General features: G+C 54.2%; 18 protein-coding genes, 1 other RNA gene and 1 pseudogene. 11 read left to right on the top strand and 9 right to left on the bottom strand.

Annotation, left to right across the window (positions count from 1 at the left end; all coding sequences use genetic code 11):
* The 4 genes from J8G15_RS03445 (at nucleotide 1) to J8G15_RS03430 (ending at nucleotide 4332) form a co-directional block, all read left to right on the top strand.
* On the top strand, nucleotides 1-627 hold the full coding sequence (locus tag J8G15_RS03445; RefSeq protein WP_210546164.1) for a response regulator transcription factor: 627 nt from the start codon (nucleotides 1-3) through the stop codon (nucleotides 625-627).
* A 74-nt stretch (nucleotides 628-701) separates the two neighbouring features.
* Nucleotides 702-1562, top strand: coding sequence for a bifunctional methylenetetrahydrofolate dehydrogenase/methenyltetrahydrofolate cyclohydrolase FolD (gene folD, locus J8G15_RS03440; RefSeq protein WP_210546163.1), 861 nt, complete (start codon nucleotides 702-704; stop codon nucleotides 1560-1562).
* Between the two features lie 67 nt (nucleotides 1563-1629).
* Nucleotides 1630-3672, top strand: a complete 2043-nt coding sequence (locus tag J8G15_RS03435; RefSeq protein WP_210546161.1) for a M3 family metallopeptidase — start codon at nucleotides 1630-1632, stop codon at nucleotides 3670-3672.
* 54 nt (nucleotides 3673-3726) lie between these two features.
* Nucleotides 3727-4332 (top strand): glutaredoxin family protein, encoded by a 606-nt coding sequence (locus tag J8G15_RS03430; RefSeq protein ID WP_240538538.1) that lies wholly within the window; start codon nucleotides 3727-3729, stop codon nucleotides 4330-4332.
* A 12-nt stretch (nucleotides 4333-4344) separates the two neighbouring features.
* Here the strand turns inward: J8G15_RS03430 and rpiA are convergent, their stop codons facing one another.
* Nucleotides 4345-5049 (bottom strand): ribose-5-phosphate isomerase RpiA, encoded by a 705-nt coding sequence (rpiA, locus tag J8G15_RS03425; RefSeq protein WP_210546159.1) that lies wholly within the window; start codon nucleotides 5047-5049, stop codon nucleotides 4345-4347.
* A 58-nt stretch (nucleotides 5050-5107) separates the two neighbouring features.
* Here rpiA and J8G15_RS03420 point away from each other — a divergent pair, with 58 nt between their 5' ends.
* Entirely contained in the window at nucleotides 5108-6184 is a 1077-nt protein-coding gene (locus J8G15_RS03420) for a quinone-dependent dihydroorotate dehydrogenase (protein ID WP_210546157.1), read from the top strand.
* Nucleotides 6185-6480: 296 nt separating this feature from the next.
* Here J8G15_RS03420 and phaP read toward each other — a convergent pair whose 3' ends face one another.
* The 3 genes from phaP to J8G15_RS03405 form a co-directional block, all read right to left on the bottom strand.
* Complete coding sequence (phaP, locus tag J8G15_RS03415; RefSeq protein ID WP_210546156.1) at nucleotides 6481-7023, bottom strand: phasin family protein; 543 nt, start codon at nucleotides 7021-7023, stop codon at nucleotides 6481-6483.
* A 306-nt stretch (nucleotides 7024-7329) separates the two neighbouring features.
* Nucleotides 7330-7779 (bottom strand): ribonuclease HI, encoded by a 450-nt coding sequence (gene rnhA / locus J8G15_RS03410; protein ID WP_210546154.1) that lies wholly within the window; start codon nucleotides 7777-7779, stop codon nucleotides 7330-7332.
* Nucleotides 7780-7793: 14 nt separating this feature from the next.
* Nucleotides 7794-8576: a class I SAM-dependent methyltransferase gene (locus J8G15_RS03405; protein WP_210546152.1), complete on the bottom strand. Its 783-nt coding sequence runs from the start codon at nucleotides 8574-8576 to the stop codon at nucleotides 7794-7796.
* Between the two features lie 43 nt (nucleotides 8577-8619).
* Between J8G15_RS03405 and gloB the strand changes: the two genes are divergently transcribed.
* Together gloB and J8G15_RS03395 are read left to right on the top strand one after the other, a co-directional pair.
* On the top strand, nucleotides 8620-9342 hold the full coding sequence (gloB, locus tag J8G15_RS03400) for a hydroxyacylglutathione hydrolase (protein ID WP_370627481.1): 723 nt from the start codon (nucleotides 8620-8622) through the stop codon (nucleotides 9340-9342).
* On the top strand, nucleotides 9342-10862 hold the full coding sequence (locus J8G15_RS03395; RefSeq protein ID WP_210546149.1) for a transglycosylase SLT domain-containing protein: 1521 nt from the start codon (nucleotides 9342-9344) through the stop codon (nucleotides 10860-10862). The genes gloB and J8G15_RS03395 overlap by 1 nt, the downstream gene beginning before the upstream one ends.
* 12 nt (nucleotides 10863-10874) lie before the next feature.
* Here J8G15_RS03395 and J8G15_RS03390 read toward each other — a convergent pair whose 3' ends face one another.
* The 5 genes and pseudogenes from J8G15_RS03390 to dnaX form a co-directional block, all read right to left on the bottom strand.
* Nucleotides 10875-11921: an ABC transporter substrate-binding protein gene (locus tag J8G15_RS03390; protein ID WP_210546148.1), complete on the bottom strand. Its 1047-nt coding sequence runs from the start codon at nucleotides 11919-11921 to the stop codon at nucleotides 10875-10877.
* A 98-nt stretch (nucleotides 11922-12019) separates the two neighbouring features.
* Nucleotides 12020-12432, bottom strand: a pseudogene (locus J8G15_RS03385) (MAPEG family protein).
* Between the two features lie 23 nt (nucleotides 12433-12455).
* Nucleotides 12456-13046 carry a recombination mediator RecR gene (gene recR / locus J8G15_RS03380; RefSeq protein ID WP_210546147.1) on the bottom strand — a complete coding sequence of 197 codons (591 nt, stop codon included), beginning with the start codon at nucleotides 13044-13046 and terminating at the stop codon, nucleotides 12456-12458.
* Nucleotides 13047-13086: 40 nt separating this feature from the next.
* Nucleotides 13087-13419 (bottom strand): YbaB/EbfC family nucleoid-associated protein, encoded by a 333-nt coding sequence (locus tag J8G15_RS03375; protein WP_210546145.1) that lies wholly within the window; start codon nucleotides 13417-13419, stop codon nucleotides 13087-13089.
* 79 nt (nucleotides 13420-13498) lie between these two features.
* Nucleotides 13499-15409, bottom strand: coding sequence for a DNA polymerase III subunit gamma/tau (dnaX, locus tag J8G15_RS03370; protein ID WP_210546143.1), 1911 nt, complete (start codon nucleotides 15407-15409; stop codon nucleotides 13499-13501).
* Nucleotides 15410-15422: 13 nt separating this feature from the next.
* Between dnaX and J8G15_RS03365 the strand changes: the two genes are divergently transcribed.
* The 4 genes from J8G15_RS03365 to ffs all read left to right on the top strand — a co-directional run bounded on the left by J8G15_RS03365 (nucleotide 15423) and on the right by ffs (nucleotide 17308).
* On the top strand, nucleotides 15423-15770 hold the full coding sequence (locus tag J8G15_RS03365; protein WP_240538423.1) for a DUF1508 domain-containing protein: 348 nt from the start codon (nucleotides 15423-15425) through the stop codon (nucleotides 15768-15770).
* Nucleotides 15730-16959, top strand: coding sequence for an IS256 family transposase (locus J8G15_RS03360; RefSeq protein ID WP_210546141.1), 1230 nt, complete (start codon nucleotides 15730-15732; stop codon nucleotides 16957-16959). Before J8G15_RS03365 ends, J8G15_RS03360 begins: the two co-directional genes overlap by 41 nt.
* Entirely contained in the window at nucleotides 16934-17194 is a 261-nt protein-coding gene (locus J8G15_RS03355; protein ID WP_210546139.1) for a YegP family protein, read from the top strand. Before J8G15_RS03360 ends, J8G15_RS03355 begins: the two co-directional genes overlap by 26 nt.
* Before the next feature lie 17 nt (nucleotides 17195-17211).
* An RNA gene (gene ffs, locus J8G15_RS03350) (signal recognition particle sRNA small type) lies at nucleotides 17212-17308 on the top strand.
* The last annotated feature ends 40 nt before the right edge of the window (nucleotides 17309-17348 follow it).

Raw genomic sequence — 17348 nt, 5'->3', positions numbered from 1 at the left:
ATGAGTTTGATACCTAAAAAAGGAACGGTTTACGTTGTTGACGATGACGAAGCCGTTCGAGATTCGCTACAGTGGCTATTGGAAGGCAAAGATTACAGGGTTCGCTGTTTTGAATCAGCCGAATCCTTTCTGAGTCGCTATGACGCCCGTGAAGTCGCCTGTCTGATTGTGGACATTCGGATGGGTGGCATGACCGGGCTGGAGTTGCAAAACCGCCTGATCGAAAACCGCTCCCCCTTGCCCATTGTGTTTATCACCGGCCATGGCGATGTGCCAATGGCGGTCGACACCATGAAAAAAGGCGCGATGGACTTTATCCAGAAGCCTTTCAAAGAAGAGCAATTGCTCAGTTTGGTCGAACGAATGCTCGATCACGCCACCGAAGCCTTTGCAGACTACCAAATAGCCCAAAACCGAGACGCCTTGATTGCCCGCCTCACGCTGAGGGAATCTCAAGTGCTGGAGCGCATTGTTGCGGGACGCCTGAACAAGCAGATCGCCGATGACCTTGGTATCAGCATCAAGACGGTGGAAGCCCACCGCGCCAACATCATGGAAAAGCTCAACGCCAACACCGTGGCCGACCTGCTGAAAATCGCTTTGGGCCAAACACCTGCCAAGGCATAGCGCTATCTAATTTATAGCTGCCCGCGCTCCTTTAACAAGGGCTGGCGGGCTTTTTTACTTATGGAACTGAAGTAATGACCAATCAAGTCAGCGCCCAAAACATTGACGGAAACGCGCTTTCCACCCAAATGAGAACCGACATTGCTACCCGCGTGGTTGCGCTGAAATCCAAGGGAGTCACCCCTGGTTTGGCTGTGATTCTGGTCGGCGAGGATCCTGCCAGCGCGGTCTATGTTCGCAACAAAATCAAGGCCTGTGCAGACACAGGGGTGCATTCTGTCTTTGAAAAATATGATGTTGCGCTGTCCGAGGCTGATCTGTTGACCCGTATTGCCTCGCTCAACACCGACCCAACGATTCACGGCATTCTGGTGCAGATGCCACTGCCCAAGCACATCAACCCGCACAAAGTGATCGAGGCGATCTCGACCGCCAAGGACGTGGATGGCTACGCCACCTTGAGCGCTGGCGAGCTAATGACCGGTCAACCGGGCTTTCGCCCTTGCACACCCTACGGCTGCATGAAACTGATCGAAACCACGGGCATCGACTTGCGTGGCAAGCACGCCGTAGTCATCGGCCGCAGCAACACCGTGGGAAAACCCATGGCCATGCTGCTGTTGCAAGCCAATGCAACGGTCACCGTCTGCCACAGTGGCACCGCCGACATCGGATTCCACACTCGCCAGGCTGATGTGGTGGTCGCCGCCGTCGGCAAGCGCAATGTGCTGACCGCCGACATGGTGAAGCCAGGCGCGATCGTGATTGACGTCGGCATGAACCGCAATGACGACGGCAAGTTGTGTGGCGACGTGGACTTTGCGGGCGTGAAAGAAGTGGCAAGCTTCATCACGCCGGTCCCTGGTGGCGTCGGCCCCATGACCATCACGATGCTGCTGGTCAACACCCTGGAGTCAGCCGAGCGCACAGCCTGAATTGGTACGAACGGCGCCTCAACCGGGCGCCTCTTGAATTGACGGTCCTTGCCGCAAAATAGAGCTTATGAACAATCCCCTGCTTTCTTTCACCGACCTGCCACTGTTCGACCAAATCACGCCGGAGCATGTCGCACCAGCCCTGGAGGTTTTGCTGGCAGACGCGAGCCAGGCTCTTGAAAAAGTGACCTCACCAGACTTCCCCGCTGGCTGGGCTGACATATCGGCGGTATTGGACGTCTCGACGGAAAAGCTCGGGCGCGCCTGGGGCGCCGTGAGTCACCTGAACAGTGTGGCTGATACCCCCGAGTTGCGCGCGGCCTACAACGAAGCGCTGCCAAAGATCACCGAGTTTTTTACCCGCCTGGGTGCCGACGAGCGCTTGTTTGCCAAGTACAAAGCGATTGACACAGCTTCGTTGAACGCAGAGCAGCATCAGGCGCATACCTACGCGATTCGAAACTTTGTGTTGGGTGGCGCCGAATTGACAGGCCTTGCTCGTGATCGCTTTGCGGCCATTCAAGAGCGAAGTGCAGAACTGAGCCAAAAATTCAGCGAGAACGCGCTTGATTCCACCGACGCCTTTGCACACTACGCAAGTGCTGATGAGTTGAACGGTGTGCCTGACGACGTGAAGCAGGCCGCACGCGCAGCCGCGAAAGCGGAAGGCAAGGAAGGCTTCAAGCTCACCCTGAAACTGCCCTGCTACCTGCCTGTCATGCAGTTTGCCAAAAGCAGTGCATTGCGAGAAATACTTTACCGCGCCTATGTCACGCGGGCATCGGATCAATCTGACGAATCGACCCGCAAGTTTGACAACTCGGCCTTGATCAACGAAATGTTGGCTTTGCGACTCGAGGAGGCTCAGTTGCTGGGCTACCGCAACTTTGGAGAACTGTCAGTAGCGCCCAAAATGGCAGAATCGCCCGAGCACGTCATCACCTTCCTGCGAGATCTGGCCATCAAAGCACAGCCCTTTGCAGAACAAGACTTGGCTGACCTGCGTGAATACGCCAAGGAGCACCCTGGCCTCCCAGAGCCTCAGCCGTGGGATTGGTCTTACATCGGTGAAAAGCTTAAAGAAGCCCGCTACGCGTTCAGTGAACAAGAAGTCAAACAATACTTCACAGCGCCCAAGGTCAAAGCAGGCTTGTTCAAAATTGTTGAAAGCTTGTTTGAAGTGAAAATTGAGCGGGGCACCACTCCCGTTTGGAATTCAGGCGTCGAGTTCTACCGCATTGAGCGTGCCGGCCAGCTGTTGGGGCAGTTCTATCTGGACTCTGCCGCGCGCAAAGGCAAACGCGGTGGCGCGTGGATGGACGACGTTCGGGGCCGCTGGATGCGACCCGACACCCACCAGTTGCAAACCCCTGTGGCGCATCTGGTCTGCAATTTCGCGGACGGAGTGGATGGCAAACCGCCACTGTTAACCCATGACGACGTGACTACTTTGTTCCATGAATTCGGTCACGGCCTGCACCACCTCTTGACCCAAGTGAATGAACGGGATGTCTCCGGTATCAGCGGCGTGGAATGGGACGCCGTGGAGCTACCCAGCCAGTTTATGGAAAATTTCTGCTGGGAATGGGAAGTTCTCAAGGACATGACCGCCCATGTTGACACCGGAAAGGCCTTGCCACGCGCGCTTTTCGACAAAATGTTGGCGGGTAAGAATTTCCAGAGCGGCATGCAAACGCTGCGACAAATTGAGTTCTCCCTGTTTGACATGCTGCTGCACACGACCCACAACCCGACACATGACGTGATGCCATTGCTGAACCAGGTTCGCAAAGAGGTCGCAGTGCTTCAGCCGCCGAGCTGGAGCCGCCCGGCCCACACATTCAGCCATATTTTCGCTGGTGGCTATTCGGCCGGCTACTACAGCTACAAATGGGCAGAAGTGTTGAGCGCCGACGCCTATGCAGCATTTGAGGAAACCATTGGGAAGGACGGCTTGCCAAATGCCGAGACTGGTAGAAAATACCGGGAAGCCATTCTGGAGGCTGGCGGCAGCCGCCCGGCAATCGAGTCGTTCAAAGCTTTTCGTGGTCGCGAACCTGCCCTGGACGCCTTGCTTCGCCACCAAGGCATGGCAGCAGAACAAACCTGATGAGGACACGCTTTGAAAAACGCAATGAAGACTACCGCGCGAATTGCTCTGGTCATGATCTTGACTGCATGGATCTCTGTCGGGCCAGCGTCGGCCCAAACGATTTACCGCGTGGTGGGCCCTGACGGAAAAGTGAGTTTTTCGGACAACCCCCCCGCCAATATTGGCAACGCCACGACCCAAGAGATCGGGGCCAACGCCGCTGACAACGCAAACCCTGCCCTCCCCTTTGCTCTTCGTCAGATTGTTGCGAAATACCCGGTGACTTTGTACTCTGCTGACAACTGTGGCCCTTGCGGATCAGGACGGACATTGTTGATCAGTCGTGGCGTGCCCTTTACCGAGAAGACGGTTAACACCAACGATGACGCCGAGGCCTTGCAACGAATCAGCGGTACCAATACCATTCCATTTGCAACCATTGGTGGCCAGCAATTGAAGGGCTATTCAGACTCCGAGTGGACCCAGTTCTTGAATGCGGCGGGCTATCCGAAGACATCCGCCCTGCCCGCGAACTATAAGAATCCGGCAGCAACCCCACTGGTGGTGGTTAAAAAACCGGCGACCCCAACTGATGTAAAAGAAGCAACCGCAGCGCCAAGAGCTCGATCTACTCCCGCACCAGACACCAGCAAGAATCCCGCTGGCATTCGATTCTGAATTGGTTGAAAGTTAGTAGGTAATTGTTTTGACTCCGCTGGCGGTGCCCAACAAGCACACTTTGGCCTTTTGGAACGCAAACACGCCAACGGTGACGACGCCTGGCCACTGACTGACCTTGGCCTCAAAAGCCAAGGGGTCGGTGACAGTCAGGCCAGTCACATCCAGAATCCACTGTCCGTTGTCCGTCACCAGCGGAGCGTTGCCTTTGAGTCGTACTTTCGCTACCCCACCCATCACTGAAAATTGGCGAATTAGCTGCTGCGCGGCCATTGGAATGACCTCGACAGGCAGGGGAAACCGACCCAATGTCTCAACCAACTTCGAATCGTCAGCAATGCACACGAACTGGCGAGATTGGGCCGCCACAATTTTTTCACGAGTGAGCGCAGCGCCACCGCCTTTGACCATATGACCTTGTCCGTCAATTTCATCGGCACCGTCAATGTACACAGACAGCTCAGACACCTCATTGCAATCGAAGACGGGGATGCCCAATGCCAGCAAACGCTCGGTACTGGCAACCGAACTCGACACCGCGCCTTTAATCTGATCTTTCATCGTTGCTAACGCATCAATGAACTTATTGACCGTTGAACCTGTTCCAACACCGACGATTTCGCCGGGCACTACATACTTGAGCGCAGCTTTCCCCACCAATGTTTTAAGTTCATCTTGAGAAAGAAGCGGGGTGGATGGTGAATTTTGATTGGTCATCTGGGAAAATCGGGTGTGTTGCGGAAACGTAGTTCAAACCTTAAGGAGGAATTATCCAATGTCTCTCGTCCCCTATGCATTAGCCCGCCCGTTTTTATTCAGCCTGGATCCTGAAACCGCTCATGAAATCACCTTGCACGGCCTTGCAGCGGCGCAAGGCACCCCATTGCAGATGGCCTATTGCAATGGTCGCATCGAAGATCCGGTTAAGTTGGCGGGACTGACCTTCCCCAATCGCGTCGGACTGGCTGCGGGCTTGGACAAAAACGCTCGGTGCATCGATGGCCTGGGCGCCATGGGGTTTGGTTTTGTTGAGGTCGGAACTGTCACACCAAAAGGTCAACCAGGCAACCCAAAACCCAGAATGTTTCGCCTGCCCAAGGCCAATGCGCTCATCAACCGCCTTGGCTTCAACAACGACGGCCTGGAGGCCTTTATTGCGAACGTCAAGCGATCGACCCACTACGCACAACGCCAGAAAAATGCAGGGACTGGGCCTGCCATGCTGTTGGGACTCAACATTGGCAAAAATGCCGCAACACCCATCGAGAACGCCACAGAGGACTACATAACCTGTCTAAATGCCGTCTACCCGTACGCGGACTATGTGACGATCAACATCTCCAGCCCCAACACGAAGAACCTCCGAGCACTTCAAGGTGATGAGGCCCTCGATCAACTTCTTGGCGCATTGGCCCAGCAAAGAGAGAAATTAGCGGCCGAGCACGGCAAGCGAACGCCCTTGTTCGTAAAGATTGCCCCTGACTTGGATGAAGCACAGGTGTCCGCTATTGCCGCAATACTTCAGCGTCATGCCATGGATGGCGTGATCGCATCCAACACCACGCTAAGTCGAGATGCTGTCAAAGGCATGACACATGCCGAGGAAACCGGTGGACTCTCAGGCGCACCTCTCCTGGCCATGAGCAATCGCGTTATCGCTCAACTGCGCGCCGCGCTTGGCCCTGCGTTTCCTATCATTGGTGTTGGCGGAATCCTAAGTGCCGAAGATGCGCTCAGCAAAATCAAGGCTGGCGCAGACGTCGTTCAAATTTACACAGGCTTAATCTACAAAGGCCCGACATTGGTCAAGCAATGCGCTGACCTCATTCATCGTACGGTGAAGGGCAAATAAGTCGGTGTAGGTCCGGTCATGAGAATGCCCCACTTCCCGGCTATTTCCATCAACCCAAGAATCATCCAGCAATAGACTGCCGACCCTGGTTCAAACAAAAAAAGGGCTAGTCTTGCGACTAGCCCTTAAGGAGTCCCTGAACCTGAAGGTTTCGAAAGGACCCGAGGAGACAACCAATACACCGTGCTCAAAAGAACAGGTTTATTAAGTCTAGTATGTCAGGGTTTTCCCTATTTTTCTAGGGTTTGATGCCCATTTTTTCCCTGACAGACAAATATTTGTCCGATTGTTGTAAATCAGCGCTTTTTCGCAGTCGGCTTAGCGACATCAGCGGCGGACGTGGCCACAGACTTGAAGTTGGATTCAGCAACCTCAGTGGCTTGTTTGACTGCATTTTGGACTGACTCCAAGGCACTATTGGCAGCCGTGACCGCATTGCGCATCACAGCGACGGCGGACTCTGATCCGGCTGGCGCATTCTTGGCAGTGCTGTCAACCAAATCCATGAACTTTTGCTGCGCTTCGGCTGCTTGACCTTCAAAAGCTTTACTGAACTCAGCGCTTGAGCCGGAGGCAATGTCATACAAGTGCCGGCTGTAGGCTGCGGACTTTTCAGCCAAGGGTTGCAGCATGGCTGATTGAAGTGCAATCAACTCTTGCGCATCTTTAGCGCTGAGCAGGGCTTTCGCATTCTCACTGGTCTCAGCGAGCGCGGCTTTGGAAGCGGTCAAATTGAGTTCAACAATCTTTTCCACGCCTTCGAAAGCTTTGGAAGTCAACCCAAGCAGTGTTTCAACGTTTGCCTTGTGGGAAGCCATGATTTGTTCGACGGTCAACATAAAAATATCTCCAATAGAGGTAAGTCAAAAAATATCTGCGCCGAAACCAACTCTTTGTTTAATTATTGTTGCAGTGCAGCATGATTAAATTATAGGGGGACCGCGCATCAATGCAATATTTTTGTTGCAATGCAACATAAATATTCGAGTTACCAAATATAAATAAAAGAGGAGACTTTTGCTTATCCCAGTTGCCTTGGTAAGGCAGTTGGTACACCAACCATCCACTGATCTTTAAGGCTTTTCAGAATGGAACCCCGCAATGCGCATCGGTCCATACCATCTATTCGCGCCAATCAGGCGTTCCTAGCGCTGATGAAGGACTTGCGCCACGCCTCTATTGGCCAACATATCGGCATGTTCATTGCCTGGGTCGCCATTGTGGCCACGAACCCAACGCCAATCAATCGTGTGTCCAGATGTGCTAACCAAGTCATCTAGCCGTTGCCACAAATCAACATTCTTCACTGGCTGCTTTGTCGCCGTTTTCCATCCCCTTGCTTTCCAGCCTGACACCCATTCCGTGATCCCCTTAAGCACATACTGGCTGTCGACATGCATCGTCACGTTACAAGGCCTTTTCAACGCTAACAGGGCCTCAATGACGGCCATCATTTCCATTCGATTGTTGGTGGTTTCCAATTCGCCACCAAACAACTCTTTTTGCGCGTCTACAGATTTCAGCAAGACACCCCATCCACCCGGTCCGGGATTTCCTTTGCATGCTCCATCGGTGTAAATTTCAATTGCGTTCAAACCATACTTCCAATCTAGAATTTTTTACCATCTTTTAAGTGGCCTCTGAAGTTCAACCCCGAGCTGTTCGCAACCGGTGCAGGGGACGCGGCTATTGCCCGCGTGGCCTTCCAGCCAGGGTTCAACAGCGTCATTCCCCGCACCCGCTTCACAGCGACCACAAAGTAAGCGGCGCCCAATATCGGCCACAACCGTTCTCCAGCTATGTCCATCCATGCAAACCGTTCCAGCCAACTCTCACTGGACAGAGCAGGTCGATAGCAGCCAAATCGAAACACTTCGACCTCAAAGCCCAGCAACCTCAACCAATCCTTTAAACGCCAGTGTCCAATGAACTCCCCTGCCTCCGGCAAAAACATGTGCCCAAAGCCCATGCGATGGTACAGGTGGGCGCGCCGCTGTCTCAGTCCCCACAAAGACGCCGGGTTTAACCCGCAAATGACAACTCGCCCCTCCGGCACGAGCACCCGCTCCACTTCCCGGAGTGTCGTGTGCGGATCATGGGCCAACTCAAGTGAATGTGGCAATACCACCAAGTCCAGACTACTTTCAGGAAAAGGCAATGCAGAGAAATCTGTCACCACGTCCGCGCGAGCCGTAGGGATATGATGCGCAAACCAACGATGTGGCATCCGATTGTTACAAAGCGCATCGATCTCAGGCAGGCCAAGTTGAAGAGCATGAAAGCCAAAGATGTCTGACACCGCTTGATCAAGCTGCTCGCGCTCCCATGCGAGTAGGTAGCGCCCGGGTGGCGTTTGAAACCAATGGTGCAAACCTATAATTTCATCGTTCATGCAACTAACTCCCTTACCCGCCTTTACTGACAACTACATTTGCATGTTGCACAACGGCCACCAAGCTTTGGTGGTTGATCCCGTTGATGCACATCCCGTTATGGACGCTTTGAAGCGATTGGGGGTCACGCTCGAGCTCATTCTAGTCACGCACCATAACGCCGACCACACCCGTTGTGGTGTTGCGTTGCGGCTACATACAGGGTGCAAAGTTTTTGGCCCCGCCCTGGAGCCAATGCCGGAGTCGCTGACTCGGCTGCCTGAATGTGAGCAGGTCCATGCGTTGGGACTGACTTTTAACGTCTTGGATGTGCCAGGACATACTTCAGGGCACATTGCGTACTATTGCCAACAGGTCAATGGGGCTCCGCTTCTGCTTTGTGGTGATACGCTGTTTATCGCCGGATGCGATCGACAACTCGAGGAGACGGCGGCCCAAATGCTGCAGTCACTTCGGAGCATGTCCGACCTACCAGAGGACACCCCGGTTTGCTGCACTGACGAATACACATTGAGCAACTTGGATTTCGCTGCTGCAGCGGATCCAGAAGACAGTTATTTGATTGACCACACGACTAGTTGCCGATGGCTGAGGGCTGAATTTCTCTCCACTCTCCCGAGCAACATTCGGACTGAGAAACTAATCAATCCTTTTTTAAGAGCCCGCAAATCTACACTGATTTCGGCCACACAAACATTTGCCGCCACGGCCAAAGACGACATCTGCGTCTTTGCTGCACTTCGGCAATGGAAGAATCCTTTTTAATGAAAATTCTCAAATTACTTTGCCTCGCCAGCCTACTCTGGTTAACTGGCTGCGCCAGCGTTGGCCCAACCGTTGATGAAAGCGCCGACCCGTCTGCAGTGTCACCACAATCTCGTACAGCGCCGCAAATACGCAAACCACTATTTCCATCTGGGGACCTTCAGCCCATCACGCCAATTCGCACACAAGCGAATGCTGTTGCCCCGTTGGCGCCGCCAGCAGACCTGTGGGAAAGAATTCGTGGCGGATTCGCCATGCCTGACCTGCAGCAAGATCTGGTGTCCGACAGGGAAACCTGGTATGCATCCCGGCCAGACTACATCTTGCGAATGACTGAACGCTCCAGAAAGTACATGTTTCACATTGTCGAAGAGTTGGAGCGCAGAGGAATGCCAAGCGAACTGGCCTTGCTTCCTTTTGTGGAGAGCGCGTTCAACCCTCAGGCGGTTTCTACCGCCAAGGCTGCAGGCATGTGGCAATTCATGCCCGCTACGGGGAAGTATTTTGAACTGAAACAGAATGCTTTTCGAGATGACCGGCGTGATGTTCTGGAGTCGACACGCGCCGCGCTTGATTATCTGGACAAGCTACACGGGATGTTCGGCGATTGGCATCTCGCGCTGGCCGCTTATAACTGGGGTGAGGGCAGTGTCAGCCGGGCCATAGCAAAAAACAAGCGGGCCGGACTGCCAACTGGCTACTTGGACCTGACGATGCCCATGGAAACTCGCTTTTACGTTCCAAAGCTCCAAGCCATCAAAAACATTGTCGCGCGCCCCAGTGCGTTCAACGCCAAACTGCCCAACATCGGCAACCATCCCTTTTTCAAAATGGTTGACATTCAGCGCGATATTGACGTTGCACTGGCGGCCAAACTGGCTGAAGTGTCATTGGATGACTTCAAGGCATTGAATCCGTCAATCAATCGACCTGTCATTCTGGCAGCTGGCACCCCGACCATTCTTTTGCCGTGGGACACCGCCAGTGTCTTTCAACAAAACTTGCAGGCCTATGGGGGTACCGGTTTGGCCAGTTGGACTGTTTGGGTCGCGCCACGTACGATGAAGCCCGCCGAGGTTGCGAGCCAAGTCAATATGAGCGAGGCACAATTGCGCTCTATCAACAACATCCCCCCGAGAGTCGTAATCAAGGCGGGATCCAGCCTGTTGGTGCCCCGGCCAGAAAAGCTACTCACCGACGTCAGCGAGCGCATTGCCGACAATGGCCAAATCACTTTGGCGCCGGAGGTTCAGTTGCGACGGCAAATTAGAAAAGCTGGCAAGCGGGACTCGGTCGCCAGCTTCGCCAGGCGCCACAATGTAAGCGCGGAGAGTCTGGCTGATTGGAACAAGATCAGTACCTCCAGCATTTTCAAGTCGGGGCAAAACGTTGTTCTGTACTTGCCATTTCAAAGTAACACGCGCTCTAAAAGCGCGGTCAAAAGCAAAACTCGCGTAAAAACCGCGACGACAGCACAGTCGTCCTCCAGCAGTCAATCCAAACGAAGACCAAAAAAATAATGCTGCAGGTGGTCAGACCTTGAAATGAGCCTTGGCCACCGCTGCAAATTCATTGGTATACGTTTTGCTGAGGTCAATGCGCTCGACACCGAAACCAGGCTCAACCTCGGAAAATACTCGAAACGCAGACATTGGCCCGGATTTTGGCATTACTCCATCGGGAGACACCGCCTCACGGCCCTTGCCAATCGCCGTCAGGTAGAGCGCACGGTCCCCAATCATAAAAGGCTCGGGAATCACCTTCATCAAGTCACTGGGACCTGCCGTTTGAATCCACCTCAACGCGCGAACAACGGCCAAGGTCATCGCTTGCGCAGTCAATGGATTTTGTTGAACAAACGCACTGTGAGCATAGAGACACGATCCGGGCAACGGGCCGCCAAAAAGCGCTTGCCTCCCTTTCATGGTACGCGAGTCCGCAACGAGGTGCAGAATCCGTTTTTGCTCCAACATTGTCACGATGGGATCGCCGTAGCTGGTGGCGTCTATTTGATTGAGTTGAAAGGCCGCCAAGGCCTCTGCCGCACCGCCAAAGTGAACTAGCATGACATCACCCTGTGTCAAACCAGCGCGCGCCATGACCCAATGGGCGATGGCGTGTGAGGCTGAACCAGGGGCACCAACCCCCATTTTCTTCCCCCTCAAATCCGCTACCGTCTTGAAATGAGGCAGATTGCGTATTGACACTCCCACAGCAACAGCGGGAGACTGAGCCATCAGGACAAAGCTTTGCAGAAAATGGCCTCTCGCTGATTGATTCAGAATTTGCTCGTAACCGCTTGCGCTGACATGAACTGCCCCATTGAGAAGCGCCTGAAGAGCGCTTCCTGAACTTGGAAAATCGATAAGTTCAACATCTAGGCCCTCTGCTCGGAAATATCCCAAGCGGTCTGCAATGGCCAGTGGCAGGAGACTGATTTCGGATCGCCCAGCTAGGCCGATCAAGACCTTTGACCGCTCTAGTCGAGTCTGCGCCCAGGCGGGGCGGAATCCAACCGCAGACGCGGCCAAGGTAGCCCTAAATGAGAATTCACGTCGATTGATTCCCTCCGCTCTCATTCACCGCCCTCCTCAATTCACTTTTGTTATGAACTTGAGGATAGTCAACTTGCAGTTGATGACTATCGGGAACTTCCCGAAAGGGTTTACACGGAGGCCTACCGTAAACCGGTAAACAAGATGGCTATATTTGTGGCAAATGCCAATGCCCAGAGAACAGAGCGTGCGTTCGACAAACCCGCGACATAAGTCATCAAAAACATCATGCGCAGCACAATGAACAAAAAGGCAAGTACATCCAGCCTCAGTTGATTGGCACCCAATTGGTGAGCAATGATGACCGCACCAATGAAGAAGGGCAGCGCCTCGAAGCTATTCGAGTGAGCACCATTTGCTCGAGCGCGCCAATCAACTTGGCTGGCCAACCAAGCGCGAGGGTGATTGTTGTCGAAGCCGCCTTCTCGGGCAGGTAGCCCAAACATGCCCATTTCGCAATTCCTGCGCAAAAAATGGGCAAAACGGCGGCGACCAAGACGCACCAATAGGCAACAGTAAAACGAGCGACGGTCATAGATAGAAATCAATAGTCAATGCCTAACGGCGATCCACGAACGCGTGGGCAATGGTGCCCAGGTCCACATACTCCAACTCACTCCCCACAGGGACGCCGCGCGCCAGTCGCGTCAGTCGAAGACCCCGGGTTTTCAGGCCCTCGGTGATCACATGGGCCGTAGCCTCCCCTTCCGCCGTGAAATTGGTGGCCAGAATTACCTCCTGCACCGTACCATCGCTGGCTCGATCGAAGAGTTTTTTGAGGCCAATGTCTTTTGGACCGATTCCATCCAGGGGACTGAGTTTGCCCATAAGCACAAAATACAAGCCCTTGTAAGCCCCAGTCCTCTCCACTGCCGACTGATCAGCCGGCGTTTCGACAACACACAATTTGCTTGAGTCACGCCGAGCATCCAGGCAGGTACTGCAAACCTTGGCTTCGGTGAAGGTGTGACACAACTCACAGTGTTGTACGGACTCAGTCGCCTCCTGCAATGCACGAGCTAGCGCCTGCGCCCCAGGCCGATCATGCTGCAAGAGGTGAAAGGCCATTCGGGTGGCCGACTTTACGCCCACGCCCGGCAAGCGTCGCAACGCCTGAATCAAGGCGTCTAGAGAGTTGTGCTCTGCCATTAACGGCTTGCTTTTCTCGTCGAGCCCATACCGAGCGGAATCAGAACGGGAACTTCATGCCACCAGGCAAGCCAGGCATACCCGCTGTCAGTTTGCCCATTTTTTCGCCGGAAGTTTCCTCCACTTTACGAACAGCCGCGTTGAACGCTGCCGCTACGAGATCTTCCAACATGTCTTTGTCCTCGGCCAACAAGCTGGGATCAATCGTGACACGACGAACATCATGCTTGCAAGTCATGGTGACTTTAACCAAGCCGGCACCAGACTCGCCAGTGACTTCAACGTTTCCGAGTTCGTCCTGCGCTTTCTTCATGTTGTCTTGCATGGCCTGCGCCTGCTTCATGAGGCCTGCGAGTTGTCCTTTGTTGAACATGGGTATTCCTTGCGTTAAGTGTTAAAAATTTGGGTATTGAAATGACGCATCAATGTACACGTCAGCCCTGGTCGATCCATTAACCTGGCTTGATGCTTCCGGGTACGATTTTCGCCCCAAAGTCACGCATCATGGTTTGAACAAATGGATCATCAAAAATGATTTTTTCTGCAACCAATTGTCGTTCTGCGGTTGCTGCTGCATTGCGCCTTGCTGGTGTGTCGGTCACTCGACCGACTTCAACCGCCAGTCGAACTGGAAACCCGGATGCATGCAGAGCCGCCGTCAAACGATCGCGAGTACCCGCCTGATTAAGTGATTCTCGCTCTACACGCAGGAGCCATTGATCCGTATCACGGGCGATTAACTGGGACTGCAGCGCCAACTCCCGTACCAGTGCTGTAATGAGTTCCCGGCCCGCCATATCGGACACCGTTTGGTGCCAGAAGTCACCCTCTTCTCCGGGAATCAGAACTGGCATTACAGAGTGGCCAGCCAAAGCCTCTGTCCTCGAGTCCGCCTGAACCCGTAGCGGAATCGCGCCTATCGGCGTGCTTGCTTGCGCGGCTGGTCCTGAGTTCGGCCGCTGTGCCAGCTTGCCCTGACTTGGCAACTCATCCGCCAAATGGCTGCTAACAACCGCCAATCTTTGCATGGGTCGACTTGACTCAAGTGCTTCTATTTTGATAGCTGGCTCTGCAATCCGCTCGGGGGCTACAGACGCTTTTCCATCGATTTCCGGAGCAAGAACCTTCGGCTGATCAGCGGCCACAACCGACAAAGAGGTCGGAGAAGTCGATACAACCTTCGGCTCAGCCGCCACAGAGAGGCGAGGCGACGGTGCGCTATTCAGAGTTTTTTTTTCCGCCAAAGCGCGTTGCCCAGCGTTTGGCTTGAACGCCAGCAAGCGCAACAGCACCATGGTCAGCGCCGCATACTCGTCCGGCGCCAGGCCCAGTTCACCTCGACCATGCAGGCAAATGCTGTACAAAAGTTGAGTTTCATCAGCCGGCATCACCTGCGCCAAACGGGCCACATCTGCCGCATCCGGGTCCGAATCGTCGGGCTCGGCGTTAGTGGGAACAGCCTGGATCACAGCCATGCGCTGCAACACCATGGACATTTCCTCCAAAGTGGAGCCTGCGCTGAGCCCATTCAGGCGCAATGTTTCGGAGGTCTTGACCACCGACTTGCCATCGCCAATAGCGAGCGCATCAATCAAACGAAAGACGTAGGAACGATCCACGCTGCCCAGCATCTGGCGCACTGCGACCTCCTCCAGTCGCCCTGAGCCGAAGGCAATCGCCTGATCAGTGAGACTCAAGGCATCGCGCATGGAGCCACGGGCCGCTCGTGCCAACAGACGCAGAGCTTGCCCGTCCGACTCAACGTTCTCAGGGACGAGAACCTTCTCCAAATGGCCGCGAATCGTTTCTGGCGCCATGGGCCGCAAATTAAATTGCAAGCACCGCGAAAGCACCGTTACCGGAACCTTTTGAGGGTCTGTCGTTGCCAACACGAACTTAAGGTATTCGGGGGGTTCTTCCAACGTCTTCAGCATGGCATTGAAGGCAGTATTGGTGAGCATGTGAACCTCGTCAATCATGAACACCTTGAAACGCCCCTGAACCGGCTTGTAGACCGCCTGCTCCAACAACGACTGCACCTCGTCAACGCCACGATTTGAGGCTGCATCCAACTCGGTGTAGTCAACAAAGCGCCCCGAGTCAATATCCTTACATGCCTGACAAACACCACATGGGGTGGCCGTGATCCCGCCTTGCCCGTCAATGCCCTGACAATTGAGCGACTTGGCCAATATACGGGACACAGTCGTCTTCCCAACCCCACGCGTACCGGTAAATAGATAAGCGTGATGCAAGCGCTTAGTGAGAAGCGCATTGGTCAACGCTTGCACAACATGGTCCTGCCCCACCATTTCACTGAAGTTTCGGGGACGGTACTTGCGGGCGAGCACGATATAGGACATGCTTGGATTCTAAATGGATGCCAACGGCGGTAGACTGAAGTCCGCCGCGAGCCGGATTCATGTGCATGCGGTTGGTTTTTCAATCATTACCAAGCAGGAGATCACCATGGCGGGCAAGTTTGAGATCAACAAGTCAAAGAATGGGAAGTTTCTGTTCAATTTGAAAGCTGGCAACGGCCAAGTCATTTTGAGCAGCCAAATGTATGAAGCAAAAACCGGTGCGACGCAGGGTATCGATTCTTGCCGCTCGAACGGAGGGTGTAAGAAGTTTTGTGTAAACGGTTATTTGGCAGGAAACTGCTGTCTTGCATGGAGCCGAGATGACCGTAGAGATGAAACCCTTACCCGCCGAGCTGATTGACGCCCTGTTGGCCGACTACAAAAAGCCCGAAGACCTGATTGGCCAGAATGGCCTCTTGACGCAGCTCACCAAAGCCTTGGTCGAGCGAGCTTTGCAAGCCGAATTGACCGGCCACCTGGGTCACGGCAAGAACCAGTTGGTTGCCAATGAAGCGGGCAACACCCGCAACGGGTGCAGCAAGAAAACGCTCAAAGGCGATTTTGGCCAGCTACCCATAGAAATCCCCCGTGACCGCGCCGGCACCTTCGAGCCCCAACTGATTGGCAAACACCAGACCCGCTGGAGCGGCTTTGACGACAAGATACTGTCGCTGTATGCCCGAGGCATGACGGTACGCGAGATTCAAGGCCATCTGCAGGAGATGTACGGCGCCGAAGTGTCTCCTACCCTGATTTCATCCGTGACCGACGCCGTCATGGACGAGGTCAAAGCCTGGCAGTCGCGCCCCTTGGAGGCGCTGTACCCCATCGTCTACATGGACTGCATTCACGTCAAGGTGCGCGACAACGGTACTGTGCGGGTCAAGGCCCTGTACTTGGCCATTGGCGTCAACCTGGACGGCCTCAAAGAGGTACTGGGCCTGTGGATGGCCCAAACCGAAGGGGCCAAGTTCTGGCTGCAGGTGGTGACTGAACTGAAGAATCGGGGCGTGGCTGACATCTTTATCGCCTGCGTAGATGGGCTCAAAGGTTTCCCTGACGCCATTGAGGCAGTCTTCCCCAAGGCGACGGTGCAGCTTTGCATTGTTCACATGGTGCGTCACAGCCTGAACTTCGTGGGGTGGAAACAGCGCAAGGAAGTCGCCGCGGATTTGCGGCTGATTTACGCTGCGCCCACTGAATCCGAAGCTGAGCGACAACTCACGGCATTCGAGGTCAAATGGGACGATTCCTTCGCTCCGATTGGGCGCTCCTGGCGGCGCAACTGGACACACTTGATACCGTTCTTTGAATACCCGCCAGACATCCGAAAAGTGATTTACACGACCAACGCCATTGAGTCCGTGAACATGAGCCTGCGCAAAATAACCAAGACCCGCGGCTCGTTCCCATCTGAGGACGCAGTGTTCAAGCTGTTCTATCTGGCACTGAACAACATCAGCCAGAAATGGACGATGCCGATTCGGGATTGGAAGGCTGCTCTGAACCGCTTTACCATTCAGCTTGACGAGCGCATGCCGCGCGTCTAACTTAACCGCCGTTTACACAAAATTCGGGACACCCTCCTCGAACGGCGCAATTGACGAACGCTTCGAACGTGCCACGTCGTCGGCTGGGCAGCCGTATTTCAATCTAAATGCCGGCAATGGACAAGTCATCGGGCGCAGCGAGATGTACTCGTCCGCCTCCGCCATGGAAAATGGAATAGCCTCCGTGAAAAGCAATGCCCCTGATGCGCCCGTGAAGGACTTGACCGAGTCATAGGCATTACAATATGAGGTGACGGGCCTTCCCGCATGGTAAAGTGGCCAACCGGGTCAGATGGGGAACCAAGCAGCCCTAACTGTGGAGCCAGTGCCGGGGTCAAGGCTCGTCACCTTATTCAATTAAAGTTGTTATGAATCAACAACTTGAGTCC

Origin of the sequence: Rhodoferax sp. PAMC 29310, from assembly GCF_017948265.1 — a bacterium.
Classification (GTDB): domain Bacteria; phylum Pseudomonadota; class Gammaproteobacteria; order Burkholderiales; family Burkholderiaceae_C; genus Rhodoferax.
This window is presented reverse-complemented; position numbering and strand designations above follow the sequence as displayed.